The sequence below is a fragment of the Xanthobacter autotrophicus genome, assembly GCF_030015065.1.
GTDB classification, from domain to species: Bacteria; Pseudomonadota; Alphaproteobacteria; order Rhizobiales; family Xanthobacteraceae; genus Xanthobacter; species Xanthobacter autotrophicus_D.
Genome location: NZ_JAIVFN010000023.1, coordinates 1 through 18,133 on the forward strand (window position 1 = coordinate 1; position 18,133 = coordinate 18,133).

15 protein-coding genes are annotated in these 18,133 nt (G+C 65.7%); 4 read left to right on the top strand and 11 right to left on the bottom strand.

Annotation, left to right across the window (positions count from 1 at the left end; translation table 11 throughout):
- Positions 1-206: 206 nt before the first annotated feature.
- The 4 genes from K9U40_RS07100 to K9U40_RS07115 form a co-directional block, all read right to left on the bottom strand.
- Positions 207-2,168, bottom strand: coding sequence for an amidohydrolase (locus tag K9U40_RS07100; protein WP_414114972.1), 1,962 nt, complete (start codon positions 2,166-2,168; stop codon positions 207-209).
- A 13-nt stretch (positions 2,169-2,181) separates the two neighbouring features.
- Complete coding sequence (locus tag K9U40_RS07105) at positions 2,182-2,478, bottom strand: XapX domain-containing protein (RefSeq protein ID WP_282889549.1); 297 nt, start codon at positions 2,476-2,478, stop codon at positions 2,182-2,184.
- A 57-nt stretch (positions 2,479-2,535) separates the two neighbouring features.
- Positions 2,536-3,366 (bottom strand): alpha/beta fold hydrolase, encoded by an 831-nt coding sequence (locus K9U40_RS07110; RefSeq protein WP_349239419.1) that lies wholly within the window; start codon positions 3,364-3,366, stop codon positions 2,536-2,538.
- 158 nt (positions 3,367-3,524) lie between these two features.
- Positions 3,525-4,148: a hydrolase gene (locus K9U40_RS07115; RefSeq protein WP_282889551.1), complete on the bottom strand. Its 624-nt coding sequence runs from the start codon at positions 4,146-4,148 to the stop codon at positions 3,525-3,527.
- A 135-nt stretch (positions 4,149-4,283) separates the two neighbouring features.
- Between K9U40_RS07115 and K9U40_RS07120 the strand changes: the two genes are divergently transcribed.
- Complete coding sequence (locus K9U40_RS07120; RefSeq protein ID WP_282889513.1) at positions 4,284-4,625, top strand: winged helix-turn-helix transcriptional regulator; 342 nt, start codon at positions 4,284-4,286, stop codon at positions 4,623-4,625.
- Between the two features lie 539 nt (positions 4,626-5,164).
- Here the strand turns inward: K9U40_RS07120 and K9U40_RS07125 are convergent.
- Complete coding sequence (locus K9U40_RS07125) at positions 5,165-6,070, bottom strand: helix-turn-helix domain-containing protein (protein ID WP_282889514.1); 906 nt, start codon at positions 6,068-6,070, stop codon at positions 5,165-5,167.
- 401 nt (positions 6,071-6,471) lie between these two features.
- On the opposite strand from K9U40_RS07125, the gene K9U40_RS07130 reads away from it, so the two are divergent.
- The 3 genes from K9U40_RS07130 to K9U40_RS07140 are packed head-to-tail and all read left to right on the top strand — an operon-like array spanning position 6,472 to position 10,969.
- Positions 6,472-7,302, top strand: a complete 831-nt coding sequence (locus K9U40_RS07130) for an FAD binding domain-containing protein (protein WP_282889515.1) — start codon at positions 6,472-6,474, stop codon at positions 7,300-7,302.
- Entirely contained in the window at positions 7,299-10,034 is a 2,736-nt protein-coding gene (locus tag K9U40_RS07135; RefSeq protein ID WP_282889516.1) for a molybdopterin-dependent oxidoreductase, read from the top strand. The genes K9U40_RS07130 and K9U40_RS07135 overlap by 4 nt, the downstream gene beginning before the upstream one ends.
- Complete coding sequence (locus K9U40_RS07140; protein WP_282889517.1) at positions 10,031-10,969, top strand: antibiotic biosynthesis monooxygenase; 939 nt, start codon at positions 10,031-10,033, stop codon at positions 10,967-10,969. The genes K9U40_RS07135 and K9U40_RS07140 overlap by 4 nt, the downstream gene beginning before the upstream one ends.
- Before the next feature lie 363 nt (positions 10,970-11,332).
- On the opposite strand, the gene K9U40_RS07145 is transcribed toward K9U40_RS07140, so the two are convergent.
- The 6 genes from K9U40_RS07145 to K9U40_RS07170 all read right to left on the bottom strand — a co-directional run bounded on the left by K9U40_RS07145 (position 11,333) and on the right by K9U40_RS07170 (position 17,927).
- Positions 11,333-13,522: an amylo-alpha-1,6-glucosidase gene (locus tag K9U40_RS07145; protein WP_282889518.1), complete on the bottom strand. Its 2,190-nt coding sequence runs from the start codon at positions 13,520-13,522 to the stop codon at positions 11,333-11,335.
- 68 nt (positions 13,523-13,590) lie between these two features.
- Complete coding sequence (locus K9U40_RS07150) at positions 13,591-14,649, bottom strand: glycosyltransferase family 4 protein (RefSeq protein WP_282889519.1); 1,059 nt, start codon at positions 14,647-14,649, stop codon at positions 13,591-13,593.
- Positions 14,650-14,921: 272 nt separating this feature from the next.
- A complete protein-coding gene (gene nhaA / locus K9U40_RS07155; RefSeq protein WP_282889520.1) occupies positions 14,922-16,235 on the bottom strand; it encodes a Na+/H+ antiporter NhaA in 1,314 nt (437 codons plus the stop codon).
- Between the two features lie 47 nt (positions 16,236-16,282).
- Positions 16,283-17,095, bottom strand: coding sequence for a transglutaminase-like domain-containing protein (locus tag K9U40_RS07160; protein WP_282889521.1), 813 nt, complete (start codon positions 17,093-17,095; stop codon positions 16,283-16,285).
- Positions 17,096-17,104: 9 nt separating this feature from the next.
- Positions 17,105-17,374 carry a DUF1488 domain-containing protein gene (locus K9U40_RS07165; RefSeq protein WP_282889522.1) on the bottom strand — a complete coding sequence of 90 codons (270 nt, stop codon included), beginning with the start codon at positions 17,372-17,374 and terminating at the stop codon, positions 17,105-17,107.
- Between the two features lie 310 nt (positions 17,375-17,684).
- Positions 17,685-17,927, bottom strand: a complete 243-nt coding sequence (locus K9U40_RS07170; RefSeq protein WP_282889523.1) for a hypothetical protein — start codon at positions 17,925-17,927, stop codon at positions 17,685-17,687.
- Positions 17,928-18,133 lie beyond the last annotated feature (206 nt).

Here is an 18,133-nt window from a genome sequence, read left to right on the forward strand (position 1 = left end):
CTCCCCAACCCTCCCCCGCAAGTGGGAGAGGGAGGGGCCGCTTTTCACCATCGTCGCCGTCCGGCTTGACCAGAGGGTCCATCTGTCCGCTTTCCCGGCCCCCGCCGCTTTGTTCCGGAGGTGTTTTCCCGGCGGGGCCATGGGCCGTCCGGTCAAGCGGCCGGCGACGGTGCTCTATCGTCTCAAGGCGCTGCCCCCGCCCCCCATCAGAACGCCCAGCAGGCGCAGCCCAGCGCGCCCCAGAACGAGCGCTCGTCGGAGGTGGGCACGCTGGCCGCCAGCGCGCCGGCATGGGCGTGGCCGTGGATGCCGCAGGCGGTGGCGCAGCCGCAGGCGGCGGCGAAGGCGTATTTGCGCTCGCCGGTCTCCGCCCGCTTCTGGTAGCCGCCGAAGGTGCGCACCGGCGACCAGTCGGGCATGGGCGGCGGCAGGTCAGGGGCGAGGGTCCTGAAGTCGCCGTCGCCGTGGACCGGCACGCCCCCCAGCAGCGTGAGCACGCTAGTGATGTCCTGGATCTTGTCCTCCGATACGGAGAAGAAATCGTCCGAGAGCACCGCGAGGTCGGCGAGCTGGCCGGCCTTCACCTGCCCCTTCTTGTCGGGCTCGGAGGAGAACCAGGTGTTGGCCTGCGTCCATAGCCTCAGCGCGCTTTCGCGGTCCAAGAGGTTCGACGGCGGGTAGAGGGAAAGGCCGCCCAGGGTGCGGCCCGTCACCAGCCAGGAGAGGGAGACCCAGGGATTGTAGGAGGCGACGCGGGTGGCATCGGTGCCGGCGCCCACCGGAATGCCCGCATCCAGCATGCGGCGGATGGGCGGGGAGCGCTCCGCTGTGCGGGCGCCGTAGCGCTCCACGAAATATTCGCCCTGGAACGCCATGCGGTGCTGCACGGCGATGCCGCCGCCCAGCGCCGCGATGCGGTCGATGTTGCGGTCGGTGATGGTCTCGGCATGGTCGAAGAACCAGTTGAGGCCCTTGAGCGGCACGTCCTTGTCCACCTTCTCGAACACGTCGAGGGCGCGCGAGATGGTCTCGTCATAGGTGGCGTGCAGCCGCCACGGCCAGCGGTTCTCGGCCAAGAGGCGGATGACGGGCTCGAGGTCGCCCTCCATGTTGGGCGGCATGTCGGGCCGGGCCACCTGGAAGTCCTCGAAGTCGGCGGCGGAATAGACCAGCATCTCGCCGGCGCCGTTGTTGCGGTAGAGGTCGTCGCCCTGGCCGGGCTTCACCTGTTTCGACCAGCCGGAGAAGTCGGCCAACTCCTGCTTCGGCTTCTGGGTGAAGAGGTTGTAGGCGATGCGCACGGAGAGCTGGCCGTCGCGGTGCAGCTCCTCGATCACCGCATAGTCGTCCGGATAGTTCTGGAAGCCGCCGCCGGCGTCGATGACGCTGGTGACGCCCAGCCGGTTCACCTCGCGCATGAAATGGCGGGTGGAGTTCTTCTGGTATTCGGCCGGCAGCTTGGGGCCCTTGGCCAGCGTCGAGTAGAGGATGGTGGCGTTGGGCTGGGCGAGGAGCAGGCCAGTGGGGTTGCCGCTCGCGTCGCGCACGATCTCGCCGCCGGGCGGGTTGGGCGTGTCCCTGGTGTAGCCCACCACGCGCAGCGCGGCGGCATTGAGCAAGGCGCGATCGTAGAGGTGGAGGATGAAGACCGGCGTGTCGGGGGCGGCGGCGTTCAGCTCCTCCAGCGTGGGCAGGCGCTTCTCGGCGAACTGGTGCTCGGTGAAGCCGCCCACCACGCGCACCCATTGCGGCGGCGGGGTCACGGCCACCTGTTTCCGCAGCATCTCCATGGCGTGGTCGAGGGAGCGCACCCCGTCCCAGCGCAGCTCCATATTGTAGTTCAGCCCGCCGCGGATGATGTGCATGTGGCTGTCGATGAGGCCGGGAATGACCCGCCGGCCGCCCGCGTCGATGATCCTGGTAGCCGTGCCGGCGTGTCGCATGGCGTCGGCGGTGGGGCCCGCGAACAGGATGCGCCCGCCCTTCACCGCCACCGCCTCGGCCTGCGGGTTGGCGGGATCGAGGGTGGTGACCTTGCCGTTGAAGAGGATGAGGTCGGCGGTCTCGCTCATGGTCTGCGCCTTCGGGGAAGTGGGAGCAAAGCCGGCGGCGAAGAGCCCCGCGGCGGCGATGAACTGGCGGCGATCGGGCCGCTTCCGGTCGGGCATGGCGCTGCTCCGCTCAGGATCCGGGAGGTGTGGGGGAGGGCAAGTCCCGTGGCGCCGGTTCCGCCGCGGCGCTCTGCCGGCCCGGCAGCTGGCCGAGCACGTGGTCGGAGCAGTCGGCGAGCCCGATGGCGGCGCGCAGGCTGTCGCCGGCCATCAGGTGGCGGGCCACGGGCACGATCTGCTCGCCGATGAGGATGCCGAACAGCCCCACCAGCGCCACCACCGGCGGCGCCGGCGAGCGGACGTTGATGAGGCTGTAGACGATGCCGACCAGCAGGCCGGCGCCGAGCGAGGCGAGATAGAGCTTCATGCTGTGTGCGCCCATGGTAGGGCGGCGCCGGCCGGGGGCGGGCCGGCGCCGCGCGCGTCACGCCTTGATGAAGGCGAGGAGGTCGGCGTTGATCACCTCGGCATTCACCGTGCACATGCCGTGGGAGAAGCCGGGATAGACCTTCAGCGTGCCGTGCTTCAGCAGCTTCACCGAGAGCAGGGCCGAGTCGGCGATGGGCACGATCTGGTCGTCGTCGCCGTGCATGACGAGGGTCGGCACGTCGATGGCCTTGAGATCGTCGGTGAAGTCGGTCTCCGAGAACGCCTTGATGCCGTCATAGTGGGCCTTGGCGCCGCCCATCATGCCCTGCCGCCACCAGTTCCAGATCACCCCCTGCGATACCTTGGCGCCCGGCCGGTTGAAGCCGTAGAACGGCCCGGTGGGCACATCGAGGAAGAACTGGGCGCGGTTGGCGGCAAGCGCCGCGCGGAAGCCGTCGAACACCTCCATGGGCAGGCCGCCGGGATTGGCCGGCGTCTTCAGCATGATGGGCGGCACGGCGCCGATCAGCACCGCCTTGGCGACCCGGCCCTTGCCGTGGCGGGCCACATAATGGGCCACCTCGCCGCCGCCGGTGGAATGGCCGATATGGACGGCATTCTTGAGGTCGAGATGCTCGACCACCGCGGCGGCGTCGGCGGCGTAGTGGTCCATGTCGTGGCCGTCCCAGACCTGGCTGGAGCGGCCGTGGCCGCGCCGGTCATGGGCGACGACGCGATAGCCCTTCCCGAGGAAGAACATCATCTGGGCGTCCCAGTCGTCCGACGACAGCGGCCAGCCGTGGTGGAAGACGATGGGCTGGGCGTCCTTCGGGCCCCAGTCCTTGAAGAAGATCTCGACGCCGTCGCGGGTGGTGACGAAAGGCATGGCTGTGGCTCCCTTGGTCGTGGCGGAGGTGGCTGCCGCGGCCGGCATGGGCAGGCCGAGGGCGGCCGCGAGCGCCGCGCCGGCACCGAGTTCAAGCGTGGTGCGGCGCGTGAGGCCGCCGGCCGGGGCGCCGGTGGCGGATGGGGCTTGTTCCACGCTCAATGGCCTTCCGAGGCGCCGAACATGGTCTTGGCGTAGATGATGCCGAGGCCGTAGGCGCCGCCGAACTTCTTGGCGATGCCGGTGGTCATGTCGTAGGTACCGGTGCGGGCCCAGTCGCGCTGCAGCTCCAGCAGGTATTGCAGCGAGGTCATGGGCCGGGCGCCGGCCTGGATCATGCGCTGCATGGCCCGCTCGTGGGCCTCTTCCGAAACGTCGCCGCAGGCGTCGGCGATGACATAGACCTCGAAGCCCTGGTCGATGGCCGACAGCGCCGGGCCGACGATGCACACGCCGGTCCACAGGCCCGACAGCACGATGCGGTTCTTGCCGATGGCGTTCACCTTCTCGATCACCGCCGCGTCCTCCCAGGTGTTCATGGAAGTGCGGTCGAGCAGCTTCTCGCCGGGGAAGGCGTCGGTGATCTCGGAGAACATGGGGCCCGAGAAGCTCTTCTCCGCCACCGTGGTGAGGATGGTGGAGACGCCGAAGCCCGCCGCCGCATGGGCGACGAGGGCGGCGTTGTTGCGCAGGTTCACGGCGTCGATGGACTTGGTCGCGAACGACATCTGCGACTGGAAGTCGATCATGATCAGGGTGTGGTCGTTGGGGGACAACAACATCCCGCCGGGGGCAGCGACGGCATTTGACACGGGGAAATCTCCTGTTGTGATGATGGGGACTGACAGGGTGGACGGGAAGCTAGCGCCGCGCGGGCGCGGCGGCCATTAGTTACCTATGGGATACTGGTTTCATCCATGGACGACGAAGCAGAAGACCAGAAGATCGGGCTTGGGCACTGCCCGGCTGAGCATTTTCTCAAGTTCATGGCCCAGGAGTGGATGGGCCACATCATGGCCGCGCTTGCGCGCAACGGGACGCTGCGGTTCGGTCAATTGCGCCGGGCGCTTCCCGGCGCCATCTCTGCGCGCGTTCTCTCCGCGCGGCTCAAGGAACTCGAGGCCGCGGGCTATGTGACGCGGCGCGAGATCGAGGGGCGGGTCCGCCATGTGGAATATGCGCTGACCGCGCGCGGCGAGGCGGTGGATGCGGCGCTCACGCGCAACGAGGCCTTCGGCGTTCCCGTGGTCAGGGCCTAGAGAACGCGTTGTCCTTCTTGAGTTTAGAGGGCGATCCACTCCCCCGAAGCGAACGCCCCGGTCGGCGTGAACCGGCCGGATCGGTTCCGTCCGGTCGGGCCCGGCTGCAATCCGGCGCCCGCAGGCCCGGCGGAGGCGGATGCGCGGCGCTTCTTCGGAGCCCGTGCTGGTAGTCCAAGGTTGCGGTCATGGTTCGACCCCCGGCTGTGTGTGGCGGGGACTATCGCGCCGGGCCGAGGGGTCGTCTTGCAGGAAAGTCTACGTCCTTGGACGATCGGACCCGGACAGTTGGCGCGGACGTCGGGGAGGTTGCACGTCTTCCACAATGCGCGCAACGTCTTTGTGTCATCGGTCTTTCACGTTGTAATGAAGCCGGGCGCATCTGTCGTCTCGCCGGTGCTCCGTGCCGGCACACCCGCGATATTTCAGACTATACCAATTGATGAAGCGAAACCCTTTCCGCCATCGCTCCTGGCCGGGCGGGCGGCGCGGCGCATTTTTCCGCATCGGCTTGCGATGCAAGCTGATCGGCGCGTGCTCTAGCGGCCGCGCCGCCAGGCCCCGGGCGTTGATCCGGTGAGGCGCGCCACGGTGCGCGTCATGTGGCTCTGGTCGGAAAAGCCGCACTGGATGGCCACTTCCGCCAGCGACAGGCGCGATCGGGTGAGAAGCGCCCGCGCCTGCTCCACGCGGCGGGCGAGCAGCCACTGGTAGGGCGTCGCGCCCGTCGCCTGCCGGAAGGCGCGGATGAAATGGCTGCGCGAGACGTTGCAGGCGGCGGCGATGTCGCTGATCAGCACGGCGCCGTCCACACCCGCCATCAGCAGCTCCTGCGCGCGCCTGAGCTGCGTGGCCGACAGGCCCCCGCGGCCCACATGCGCCGCCGCGCCGTGATAGCGCTGGACGATGTGCGTCTGGAGGGCGCTGACCACCTGGCTCACGAACAGCGGGCTGCTGCTCGCCGGCTGCGCGAGGGCCGGCAGAAGGGCGCGGGCGAGGTGAGCGAGCACCGGATCCTTCCTGCCGGGCGGGGCGGAAATGCCGTCTGCGGGCGGCAGCCCCATTTCGTCGAGGGTGCGGCACAGCTCGCCCTGCGAGATTTCGAGCAGCACGAACTCGAACCCGGTCTCGATGTCGGCCAGGTAGTCGTCGGCGAAGGCGCGGACATAGCTGCTGTCCGGCTCGAAGTCATGCACGGCGGAGCGCCTGCCGCTGAAGATGCGCCGGCGGTGGCCCCCGCTGAGGCAGACCCCCATCAGGACACCGCGGTCGCTGGGCGGGGTCTCCACCCGGCTCATGCGCCGGCCATCGTGGGATTTGCGGTGGAGCACGAAGCCGGGCCCCGTCAGCTCCTGCCCGCCGCACAATGCCGCGAGCGAGCAGCCGAGGCTGTCGCGACTGGGTGTGGGCCGGCTTCGGGGCGGGCTCGGCTGTGTGCCATTCATGCCCTTATCTCACCGCCGCGCGCGCCCGAAGGCAAGGCCCACGCTGACGCGCCCTGCGCGGACCGCCGCCGGCCGCCCCTTGATGGCCGCCAAACGCCGCTTGGCGCGGGCCGGCGAGCCGTGATAGCGTCGAAATAGAACGAAGATCAATTCCGGCTCTCAATTTGCCGGATGGGGCGGGACGACACGGGACAGCCGAAAAGGAAAGAAATAGCGCCCGGCCGCCGATGTTTCATCGGGCTGCCGGATGTTTTGCCACGTCTTTCCGGTTGACACGTCTTTCCGGTTGACACGTCTTTCCGGTTGTCACGTCTTTCCGGATCGGCGATGCCTGTTCGCGAGCCACCGGACCCGAGCGGGTCTCCCGTGTGTTCGGCGCGGCGGCGAGTGCGGGGAGACGAATGGACCTGAACACGGTGCGGCAGATCAAGTCGCCCTTGAGCGCCGACGAGGTGGCCGACTGGCCTTCGGGTCACGCCTGGCTGTCCGGCGGCACCTGGCTGATGTCCGAGCCGCAGCCGGGCATCGACACGCTGGTGGATCTCCTCGGCCTCGGCTGGCCGGCGCTGGCGGCATCGCAGGCGGGGCTCGAGATCGCGGCCACCGCCACCATCGGCGCCCTCGCCGATTTCGCCGCCCCGCCGGACTGGACCGCCGCCCCGCTGCTGCGGGCCTGCGCGAATGCGCTGCTCATGTCGTTCAAGGTGGCGGATGTGGCGACCGTGGGCGGCAACATCTGCATGTCGCTGCCCGCCGGCGCCATGATCTCGCTCACCGTGGCGCTGGACGCGACATACCTGCTGTGGCCCCGCTCGGGCGCGCCGCGCACGGTGGCGGCGGTGGATTTCGTCACCGGCAACCATGCCAATGTGCTCAGGCCCGGCGAGTTGCTGCGCGCCATCCATATTCCGGCGGCTTCTCTTGAGCGGCGCTTCGCCCTGCGCCGGGCATCGCTCACCAAGCTCGGCCGCTCGGCGGCGCTCGTCATCGGCACCGCCGGGCTTGAGGGCGATTTCGTCCTCACCATCACCGCCGCGACCCCGCGCCCGGTGCACCTGCGCTTCGCCGCCATGCCGGGCGCGCCGGAGCTTCAGGCCGCCCTCGCGGCGGCGATCCCGGACGACGGCTGGTTCGACGACGTCAACGGCACGCCCGCCTACAAGCGCCATCTCACCATGCACTTCGCGGAAGAGATCCGGGCGGAGCTGGCAGCATCCGGGGGCGACGCGTGACCTACAGCATCGACGGGCGGAGCGTTTCCGCCGAGCCGCGCCCCGGCCAGTGCCTGCGCACCTTCCTGCGCGAGAGCGGCGCGCTGGGGGTGAAGAAGGGCTGCGACGCGGGGGATTGCGGCGCCTGCACCGTGTGGCTCGACGGGCGCCCGGTGCATTCCTGCCTCATGCCCGCCTTCCGGGCCAGGGGGCGGCAGGTGACCACCGTGCAGGGGCTCGCGGCCGGCGATGCGCTGCACCCGGTGCAGCAGGCCTTCCTGGAGGCGCAGGCGTTCCAGTGCGGCTTCTGCGCCGCCGGCATGATCATGACGGTGGCCGCCCTCGACGAGGCCCAGCGCACCGACCTGCCGCGCGCGCTGAAGGGCAACCTCTGCCGCTGCACCGGCTATCGCGCCATTTCGGATGCGGTCCACGGCGTGGGCGCCATCGAGCAGGACGTGGCCGGCGCGGCCTGCGGCGCCAGCCTGCCCAACCCGTTCAGCGCCGGCATCGTCACCGGCCATGCGCGCTACACCATGGACGTGGACGCCACCGACCCGGCGCTCCACGGCCTCCTTCATCTGAAGGTGCTGCGCTCGCCCCACGCCCATGCGCGCATCCTGCGCATCGGGCGGGAGAAGGCGCTGGCCGTTCCCGGCGTGGTGGCGGTGTTCACCCATGAGGATGTGCCGAAGAAGCTCTTCAGCACCGCCACCCACGAGGACCATCTGGTCGATCCCGACGACACTCTCATCCTCGACGAGGTGGCCCGCTTCGTCGGCCAGCGCATCGCCGCCGTGGTGGCGGAAACCGAGGGCGCGGCCGAGGCCGGCTGCCGGGCGCTGGAGGTGGAATACGAGATCCTGCCCGCCGTGTTCGATCCCATCGAGGCGATGGCCGAGGGCGCGCCCCTGCTGCATCCCGGCAATGACGGGATCGGCGGCGCGGCGCGGGGCAACGTCTTCCTCACCCTCAGGGGCGAGGTGGGCAGCGTCGCCGAAGGTTTCGCGGCCGCCGCGGTGGTCCATGAGGAGACCTATTCCACCTCCCGGGTGCAGCACGCGCACCTTGAAACCCACGGCTCCATCGCCTGGCGGGACGGCGAGGGGCGCATCCATGTGCGCACCTCCACCCAGGCGCCGTTCATCACCCACAGGAAGCTGTGCTATCTGTTCGGCATCTTCCCCCACGATCTGCACGTCTTCACCGAGCGGGTCGGGGGCGGGTTCGGCGGCAAGCAGGAGATGCTTGCCGAGGATCTGTGCGTGCTGGCCACGCTGCGTCTCGGCCGCCCGGTGAAATGGGAGTTCACCCGCGAGGAGGAATTCCTCGGCGCCACCACCCGCCACCAGATGACCACGCGGGTGAAGCTCGGCGCCACAGCCGACGGCACGCTGACGGCGCTGGAGGTGCACGTGGTCTCCAACACCGGCGCCTATGGCGGCCATGGCGGGGAGACGCTGGCGGCGGCGCTGGGCAGTCCGCTCGCCGCCTATCGCTGCCCGGCCAAGAAGGCGCAGGGCCACGCGGTCTACACCAATGTGATCCCCGGCGGCGGCTTTCGCGGCTATGGCGCCTCCCAGACCTCGTTCGCCATCGAATGCGCCATGGACGACCTTGCGGCGAAGCTGGGCCTCGACCCGTTCGCCATCCGCCGCAGCAACATGATCCGCCCCGACGACGTGATCCAGTCGGTCTGGAACGACCCGAGCGACGTCGCCTTCGGCAGCTACGGGCTCGACCAGTGTCTGGACCTGGTGGAGGCGGAGCTGGCGAGCGGCAGGGGCGAGGCGAAGCCCGAAGGCGACTGGGCGGAGGGCACCGGCGTGGCGCTCGCGATGATGGAAGCCGGCCCGCCCACCGAGCATCGCTCCGGCGGCGAGATGCGGCTTCTGGAGGACGGCACCTATCACCTCGCCGTGGGCTCCACCGAGATGGGCAACGGCTCGGTCACGGCCCATCGCCAGATCGCCGCCGCGGTGCTGGGCACGCGGGCCGAGGCCATCGCCATCATCAATGCCGATACCGACCGTGCCCCCTACGACACCGGCACCTTCGCCAGCACCGGCACGGTGGTGGCCGGGCAGGCGGTGGAGCTGACGGCGCGGGCGCTCAGCGCCGACATCCTCGCCTATGCGGCGCGCCGCACCAATACGGCGCTGGAAGACTGGCGGCTTGCGGGCGATGCGGTGGAATGCGCCACCGCGCGCATCCCGCTCGCCGAGCTGTACCGGCTGGGAACCGCCGAGGGCCATCGCTTCGAGGCCAAGCGCAAGGCCTATCTCTCGCCGCGCACCATCGGCTTCAACGTGCAGGGGGTGCGTCTTGCCGTGCATCGCGTCACCGGGGAGATCCGCATCCTCCACAGCGTGCACGCGGCTGATATCGGCCGCCTCATCAATCCGCTGCAATGCCGGGGGCAGATCGAGGGCGCGGTGGCCATGGGGCTGGGCTGGGCGCTCACCGAGCACATGGTGCATGACGCGCAGGGCCGCGTGCTCAATCCGGCGCTGCGCAACTACCACATCCCCGCCTTCGCCGACACGCCGCGCACCACCGTGCTGTTCGCCGACACCCACGACGCCATCGGTCCACTGGGCGCCAAGGCGCAAGGCGAATGCGCCGTCAACGCGGTGGCGCCGGCGGTGGCCAACGCGCTCGCCCATGCCACCGGCGTTCGCTTCGCCCACCTGCCCTTCACCCCGGACCGCATCTTCGACCGGCTCGGCCGGGCGGCGGGGGCGCCCCAATGAGCGGGGCGCCGGAAGGCTCGGTCACCATCGTCACGCAGACGCGGGTGCTGAAGGGCCAGGATCACGCCTTCGCCGACTGGCAGGAGGAAACCAGGCGCCTCATCGCCGGCTTTCCCGGCTTCATCGAGCAGTCGGTGGCGCCCCCCGCGCCGCCGGCGCAGGTGGATTGGGTGATCCTCCAGCGCTTTGCCAGCACCGAGGATGCGGTGGGCTGGCTGAAGTCGCCGGAGCGCCTCGCGCGCATCTCCGGCGTGCAGCACATGCTGGCCGGGCGGGACGACGTTCACCTGGTGCGCGACGGCGCCGCCGGGGTATTGCCCTCGCCGGTGTCGGTGGTCATCGCCACCCGGCTGAAGAGCGGGCAGGAGGCGGCCTATCGCGCGTGGGAGCAGCGCATGACCATGCTGCAGAGCCGCGCCCCCGGTTTCGAGGGCTACCGGCTGGAGGCGCCCATTCCCGGCGTGCAGGAGGACTTCCTGGCGATCCTGCGTTTCGATACCCAGGAGCATCTGGAAGCCTGGCTCGGCTCGCCGCAGCGCAGGGCCATGCTGGAGGAGGCGCGGGCCTTTATTGAGGAGTTTCATGCCCGCACCGTGCGTACCGGCTTCGAGCAATGGTTCTCCGCGCCCAGGGGCAAGGCGCCGCCGCCCTGGAAGCAGAGCATGCTGGTTCTGCTGGCGCTCTATCCGGTGGTGTTCCTGTTCGGCCACCTGGTGCAGATCCCGCTGCTGATGGGCGAGGCGGGACTGCCGTTCGCGGTGGCGCTGTTCATCGGCAATGCGGTGAGCGTGCTGCTCCTGACCCGGTTGGTGCCATGGGTCAGCCGCCGTTTCGACTGGTGGCTGCAATCGCCGGCGCCGCGGACCGATGCGCTGGGCGCGGGCGTCATCCTCGCATTCTACGCCGTCCTGATCGCCGTCTTCGTGCGGGTCTGAGAGCTCGTTTGGAAAATCCGGCTGGCTTATGCATGTCGCTGGAAAAGAGCCGTCGTCATGCCCGGGCAGGTTTTGACCGAGACCGACACCTGTTGGTCGTGGAGATTTGAAGCCTGTCCTACCAACCACTTTTGTTATAGCTCAATCACCATCTCGGTCTAACCACCGGGATGGATATAGCATTTACTTGGAAACTCAAGTTCGTCTAGGTATGTTCTTACTAGATCACCTTTCGAATGTCGGGAGGACGTCTGTCAGGAGTTCGAATCTTCTCGGGTGGGCCAACTACCCTCAAACCCGCCCGTTGCGAACGCCGAACGCCGCCGATTCCCGCACTAATTGAAACTGTCAGCGATCCCCGTATCACTTGGTCTGCACGATACTTGCATTGCCGTCTCGCGAAAGCACGCTCACCGTCACGTCGACGCCATCGTTGCGCAGCCGGATGTCGACACATGTCGTTCCAAGCCGCAAACCGCGGATCGTCAGGTCGGCAAGGAAACCAGGCAGTTGTGGATTCGCAAAGCGGATTTCGTTCCTGTCATGGTCGAAGCTCAGCCCGATGCAAGCGGCCAAGAACGCGAACGGGGCAGCGGACGCCCAAGCTTGGGGAGCACAAGCGACAGGATAGGCGATCGGCCCGCACCGGCGCCGGCGTCCGAAACCGCAGAAGAGTTCTGGTAGCCGTAGCAGATACTGATAGCTCGCAGCGTCGAACATGCCGGAAAAAACTTTGGCGGCGTGCCGCTTCAGGCCATATCGGCCGAAGCCCAGCGCGATGAGCGCATTGTCGTGCGGCCACACCGACCCATTGTGATATGACATCGGATTATACCGGCTTTCGCCTTGCGAAACGGTGCGAATTCCCCAACTGCTGAACGCTTCCGGTCCCGTCAGCACATCGGCGATGCGAGCGGCATAAGCGGGATCGGCGATGCCGGCGAAAAGTGCATGTCCGGCATTGGAGGATCGCACGCGGCACGGTTGCTTGGCTCCATCCAGGGCCAGGGCATAGGTGCCAATTTCCTCGCACCAGAAGCTCTCGTGAAACCGGATCCGCAACACCGCGGCCTGCTTGCCGAGAGTCTCGGCAAGGGCCGTCTTGCCAAGGACCTGCGCCAGCGTTGCTGCGGCCCCTTTGGCGGCATAGACATAACCCTGCACCTCGCAAAGCGCGATCGGCCCCTCGGCCAATGATCCATCCGCATGAAAGATGGAATCGTGGCTGTCCTTCCAGCCTTGATTGACGAGGCCGGCGTCTGTCGTCCGGAAATATTCGACGAAACCATCCTGATCCGGATCGCCGGACGTATCGCACCACGAAAGCGCGGCTTCGATGTTGGGCCAGATTGCCCGGATTGTGTCCATATCGCCGGTTCGCTCGAAGTAAAGGCCGGCGAGCATGACAAAGAGTGGAGTGGCATCAACTGATCCATAATAGTGACCAAATGGCACCTCTTTGAGATTTGCCATTTCACCGTTCCGCGTTTCATGCAGGATCTTGCCGGGCTGGGCGTCCGCCCCTGGATCGTCGGCTTTTGCCTGCGTATCCGCTAGATAGAGGAGCACGCCCTTCGCGATGCTGGGGTCGATCCAGAGCATCATGATCGCGGTGATGATCCCGTCGCGCCCGAAAACCGTGCTGAACCACGGGATGCCGGCATAAGGATAAGGGCCGCTCTTGGTCTGGCTGACCAATGTGTAGATATCCGAGGTCGAACGACAGGCCATCTCGTTGAAGAGAACGTTGCTACTTTCGACCGTGGCAATGCCCCGCGTGAGCTTTGCCAGATCTCGCCTCGCGCCGCGATAAGCCGCCAGGAAATGCATGGGCTCGGGTACCTGACCCTCGCCGCAAACCGCACTCACGAAAATTGAGCATCTCGCGCGCGGCTCGAGCACGATGTCGAATTCCGCTAGACCGGTTTCAAGCCTTTGCGGCACAGGATCGAAACTCATCACCGTGTAGCGGCGGATGGCGTCCAGGCCGTCATATCGAAATTCGACGCGTTTGGAGCTTAGGAGCCGTGCGGACAATTGGCCTCTCGCCTTGCGGCGTGTCCCACGGACTTCGAAAAGGTCGTGGAAGTCCGCCGCAAAGCGGATCGAGACCCTGAAGGCTCGCTGCTTGTCATCATAGTTGACGAAACCAATGCGCTCATAGCACCCTGCCTCGAAAAGCAATTTGGTGCGTTCTATGGCGATGATATCGCGCGGTATTGTCAGGCTGCCGCCGAGATGGATGTCGGGATTGCTTGAGTTGGCGGACAGGGAGGCATTGTCATCCTCGACGACGGAGCCGAGCAAAAGGGGGCGCTCCCCCTCGAACCTGAGATCGAAGCCGGACAGGTATCGCGTATCGCGCAGGAACACGCCTTCCGGGCCGTCGCAGCCGACGCCGATGTCGCCATAGCTGTCCAGCACGGCGAAGATATCGCCGTGCTTGAGCGTGCGCAGCGGGCGTTCGATCAGCGAGGTCTGGGGCTCGATATAAAAATCCGATGCGGCTTCGGTCCCGACGCCGATATCGTTCAAGGCATCGATCTCTTGCATTGTCATGGTTTCTCGCATTGAGGGGACGCCAGGGAGCACCGCGACATGGTTCGCAGAGAGACGGCGGCCTATGCGGCCTCCATGCGCCCAGCCCGCGATCGCGATTTCCCGATGAGATCCTCGTAGACCGCGACGTAATTCCCGGCCATCTGGCTCACGGTGAAACGCCGTTCGAAGGACCGCCGGACGATTGATCGATCAAGCGTTGCAGCGCGGCCAACAGCTTCGATCGCCATTTCCATCGAATCGACGATGAGGCCGCCGAGTCCCTCCTCGATGACTTCCGGCACCGAGCCGTTGCGCCAGGCGATGACGGGTGTGCCCGCCGACATGGCCTCGATCATGACGAGTCCGAAAGGCTCGATCCAATCGATGGGAAAGAGAAGCGCGAGGGCTCCACCGAGGAAGGCACTCTTCTGACTCTCGTCGATTTCGCCGATGAACTCGATCAGGGGATGATCCAGCATGGGCCTGATCACCTCGTCGAAATAGCCTCGATCCACCTCGTCGACCTTAGCGGCGATCTTCAGCCGGACGCCGGCCCTGATCGCAATTTCGATGGCGCGATCGGGACGTTTTTCGCGTGATATCCGCCCAAGAAAGGCCAGATACTCACCACCCTTGGCATTGAACGGGCAAACCGTGGCCGGCAGCCCGTGATACACCGTCGCTGCCCAGTTGACATTCGCCGGCATCGGCTCGCGCTGCCGGTTCGAGATCGAGACCAGCGGCATATGACGATAGGCCCCGTAAACCGGCCACAGATTCGGAATATCCAGGCGACCATGCAAGGTCGATACGAGCTTGTGACCCAGATCCCGGAACACGGGATATTGCAGGATATCGATGTGGCAGTGAATGACGTCGAACTGCTCCGCTAGCCGTCTGGCATGCTCCAGCATCACCAGATTGCTTGCTGTGTGGTCCGCGACGCCTTGAAGGCGCAGGCCTTTGTCGCAGCCCACCACGAGCTTCGCGGCAGTCTTCGATCCGCCCGCCGCGAAGAGGGTTACGTCGTGCCCTTGAGCGACCAGTTCTTCCGTCAGCCAGGACACCACTCGCTCCGTTCCTCCATAGAGCGCGGGCGGCACTGCTTCGGCAAGAGGCGCAATCTGAGCAATTCGCATTCTGTATCCCAATCATAGCATCACGTGGGCCTCGATTGTCGACAGGGTTTCATAACGACGCGCCGGACGTTGCTCGCGAGGTAGAAGCATTCGTCAGAACCCGGCTCGGCGCCCTTCAGGTAACCAGACTGCATGAGCCGTCTGAAAATTCGATCCCAATCAGAATATAGCTTCCAACCGATCACGATAGCAGGCTCGGAAACTACTCAAACCACCCTCCCGGCTTGTCCGACATCAGAGCCGACGCCTTAAGTCCGGGGATGAAGAAGGCATTATCTCGTGGCGGCAGACGTCAGCCAGTTCAAGCTCAACAGACCGAGGATTGCCGATATGGCAGAAGCGCCGAGAACGCCGAGCTTGACCGAGTTCAGAAGCGCCGCATCGAAGCCGAGCTCGGCAATGAACAGCGCCATGGTGAAACCGATACCGGTCAGCAGTCCTCCTGCTGCCAAAAATCCCCACGACAACTCGCTGGGACGAATGCCGAGATGCGATTTCACAACAAGGAAGCTGAAGAGAATGACGCCAACGGGCTTGCCCGCCACGAATGCCATGAAAATTGCAGTCGTAAGTGTAGGGTCGAACTTGGCGGCGATCATTGGGATCCCGGCGTTGGCCAGGGCAAACAGCGGCAGGATTCCAAACGCGACCAAGGGATGGAGCGCCATCTCAAGGCGCTCGACCGGGGACAGCGCTTCGCGTGTCGCGATGCCGGCCTTGTTGAGATCATTGCGAGCGGCTGTGTCACTGCTCCAATGGTCGCCGGGCGGGTAGGCAATAACCCGGTCGAGAATCGCATGGAGGCGTTTGTCGCTCACCCAGCTTCGCGCCGGCGTCATCAATCCGAGGACGACCCCCGTCAAGGTTGCGTGGATGCCAGAAGCATCGAACGCGAGCCAGATAACGCCGCCCATAGCGAAATAGACCGGGATGCTGCGCACACCCAGGCGTGCGAACGTGGCCACGGCGACGAATCCCAACCCTGCTACGCCGAGCGGCAGCCAATTCAAGGTCCCGCCATAGGCGATCGTTACAACCAGAATAGCGCCGACATCATCGAAGATAGCAAGCGAGAGCAGGAACAGCCGCAAACTCTGCGGGATACGCGAACCGAGAACCGCCAGACAGCCGATCACGAAAGCCGTGTCGGTGGACATCACGGTGCCCCAGCCGCCGGCTCCGGGGCTGTCGCCAACGATCAGCAGGAACACGCTGACAGGCGCGACCATCCCGCCGATCGCCGCGGCGACAGGCAATGCTGCCACCCGAGGATCTCGCAGTTCGCCCAGCACCAGTTCCCGCTTCAGTTCGAGCGCAATGACGAAGAAGAAGAGCGTCATCAGCCCGTCATTGATCCAGTGCTTCAGCGACCGGGATATCTCCAGGCCACCAAGATTGATCCCGGCATGAATATCCCACAGGGCGAGAAACGAAGCCGACCACGATGAGTTGGCGAGAGCGAGCGCTAAGAGGGTGCTCAGCAGCAGGACGGCGCCTGCCATAGCCTCGATGCGAAGGAAACGCATGAATGGCTTGGTCAGCCGATCAGCCGGCACTCTCGGGAGTCGGGAGAGACTCTCGTTCATTTCAAACAGTCCCTCCTTGTTTCTCAGTGGCGAACGGGGTTCTACGGCTATAGAGGCGCCTGCACCTCGTAGGTCCAGACTCGGAAGGATTTCAGAACATGAGGTCCGAAGGAATTGATGAGAGGGACGTCAGCGGCGTCGCGTCCACGCGCGACCACAATCCGGCCAATTCTTGGAACATTGTTGCGCGGATCGAACGTATGCCACGCACCGTCGAGGAAAACCTCGATCCAAGCGCTGAAATCCATCGGATCGACGACCGGCACACCGATGTCGCCCAGATGGCCATTCACGTAGCGTGCGGGGATATTGAGGCAGCGGCAGAAGGTGACCGCCAGATGCGCGAAGTCGCGGCACACCCCGACACGCTCATGGAAAGCTTCGAACGCCGTGCGTGTTGCGCGGGCTTGCATATAGTCGAAACGGATGTGGGCATGCACGAAGTCGCAGATGGCCTGCACCCGGCTCCAGCCACGCGGAATCTTTCCGAATATATCCCAGGCGATCTGGCTGAGACGATCCGTCTCGCAATAGCGGCTGCCCATGAGGTAGCCGAGACATTCATCGGGCAGATCCGGCACTGGAGTTTCCCGGGCCTCGGGCACCACGGGGTCCGGCTTGCCGTCGTCCTCGATCGTGGCGTCGCCCCAGATCATGAGGTCGCCCGCCGGCGCGACAAGCCGCCGGCACCGGTTGCCGAAGAGGTCGCGATAGGTCGACACCGGCACATCCGGCGTCGTGAAGGTCGTCTCTTGAACCCTGATGTCGGCCGCGCGATCGTCATGGACCGACAGCAGGCACACCAACGCGGTTGGTTGTGTGCAGGTCAGGGTGATCTCGTAGCCGTAGCGGATCAGCATCGTGCCGCCCTACCGGAAATCGGTGGCGGTCAGGGTGTTCGAATTGCGGCGGCTGTGGGAATACGCCTTGCGTGCAACATCATGGATGGATGCACGCATGGCATCGAACGCCGAAAGATATTGCGCCTCCGACATTCGCGCGCCCCGTGGCTGGCCTCCTGCGAGTGCCGCGATCTCGACAAAAAACCGTATCTCGAACATGCCATCATGACCGAAGAAGACAACCGCATTGCGCGCCTCATCGAAGCTCCGGCTCGGATTGAGGAAAGCCACTGTCATGATTGGCACGCGGCTACAACCGGCACCAAGGCGACCGTTGGTAGCCCACTGCGGTCCTTTCTGCAGCTAGCGTAGCGTTCGGCGAGCGACAAACGGTTATCGCTCACTGCCCACCGCCAGAGGGCCGTCATCGTGAGTCGAGGCGTATCTACGCGGGGGAACACGGGATGGAGCGTCCGGGATCGATCCGCCTCGATCTTCCAACCGTCTTGATGGTCAAGCGTGTCGGGCGCCGGTGCTCCGCCCTCATTGTCCCAAACGCCAATCGCGAGGGCATGCTGTCCGAATTCGGTATTCGTCCCGGGAGCGTTCATGGTAGTGACCTTTCATCCGGTGTTTCAAATACGCTGAACCTGTGAACATAAAGCTCGTTTCCGTCGCTATCGCTGATCGACATGGCGTCTGGCTGCTGCGGCATGTTGAGAGTTTTTGAAAGCCGCAGCGCGATCTCGATTGCATCATCGAGATTTGCGGCGTCCGCAGTCTCCCGACCAATGACAGCGTGCGCCTTGTCCGTTTCGCGGATACGGTAGAACTCGATCACGATCTTCATCGCCGATTCCCGACGCCACGCAGCGTCACGACCACCGCACTTTGCCTTTGGCGCGCTTGGTGTTTGTATTTGCAGCGAGTCTGGTTTGGCTGGCGAACGGGTCCGCTGACCTGGGGGCCGCCTTTTCCTGCGTCGGCTTTTTGGCCTCGCGATTGCCGCGCTTCTGTGCCTTAGCCATGACTGAACGTTCTCTCGATGAGAGTGTC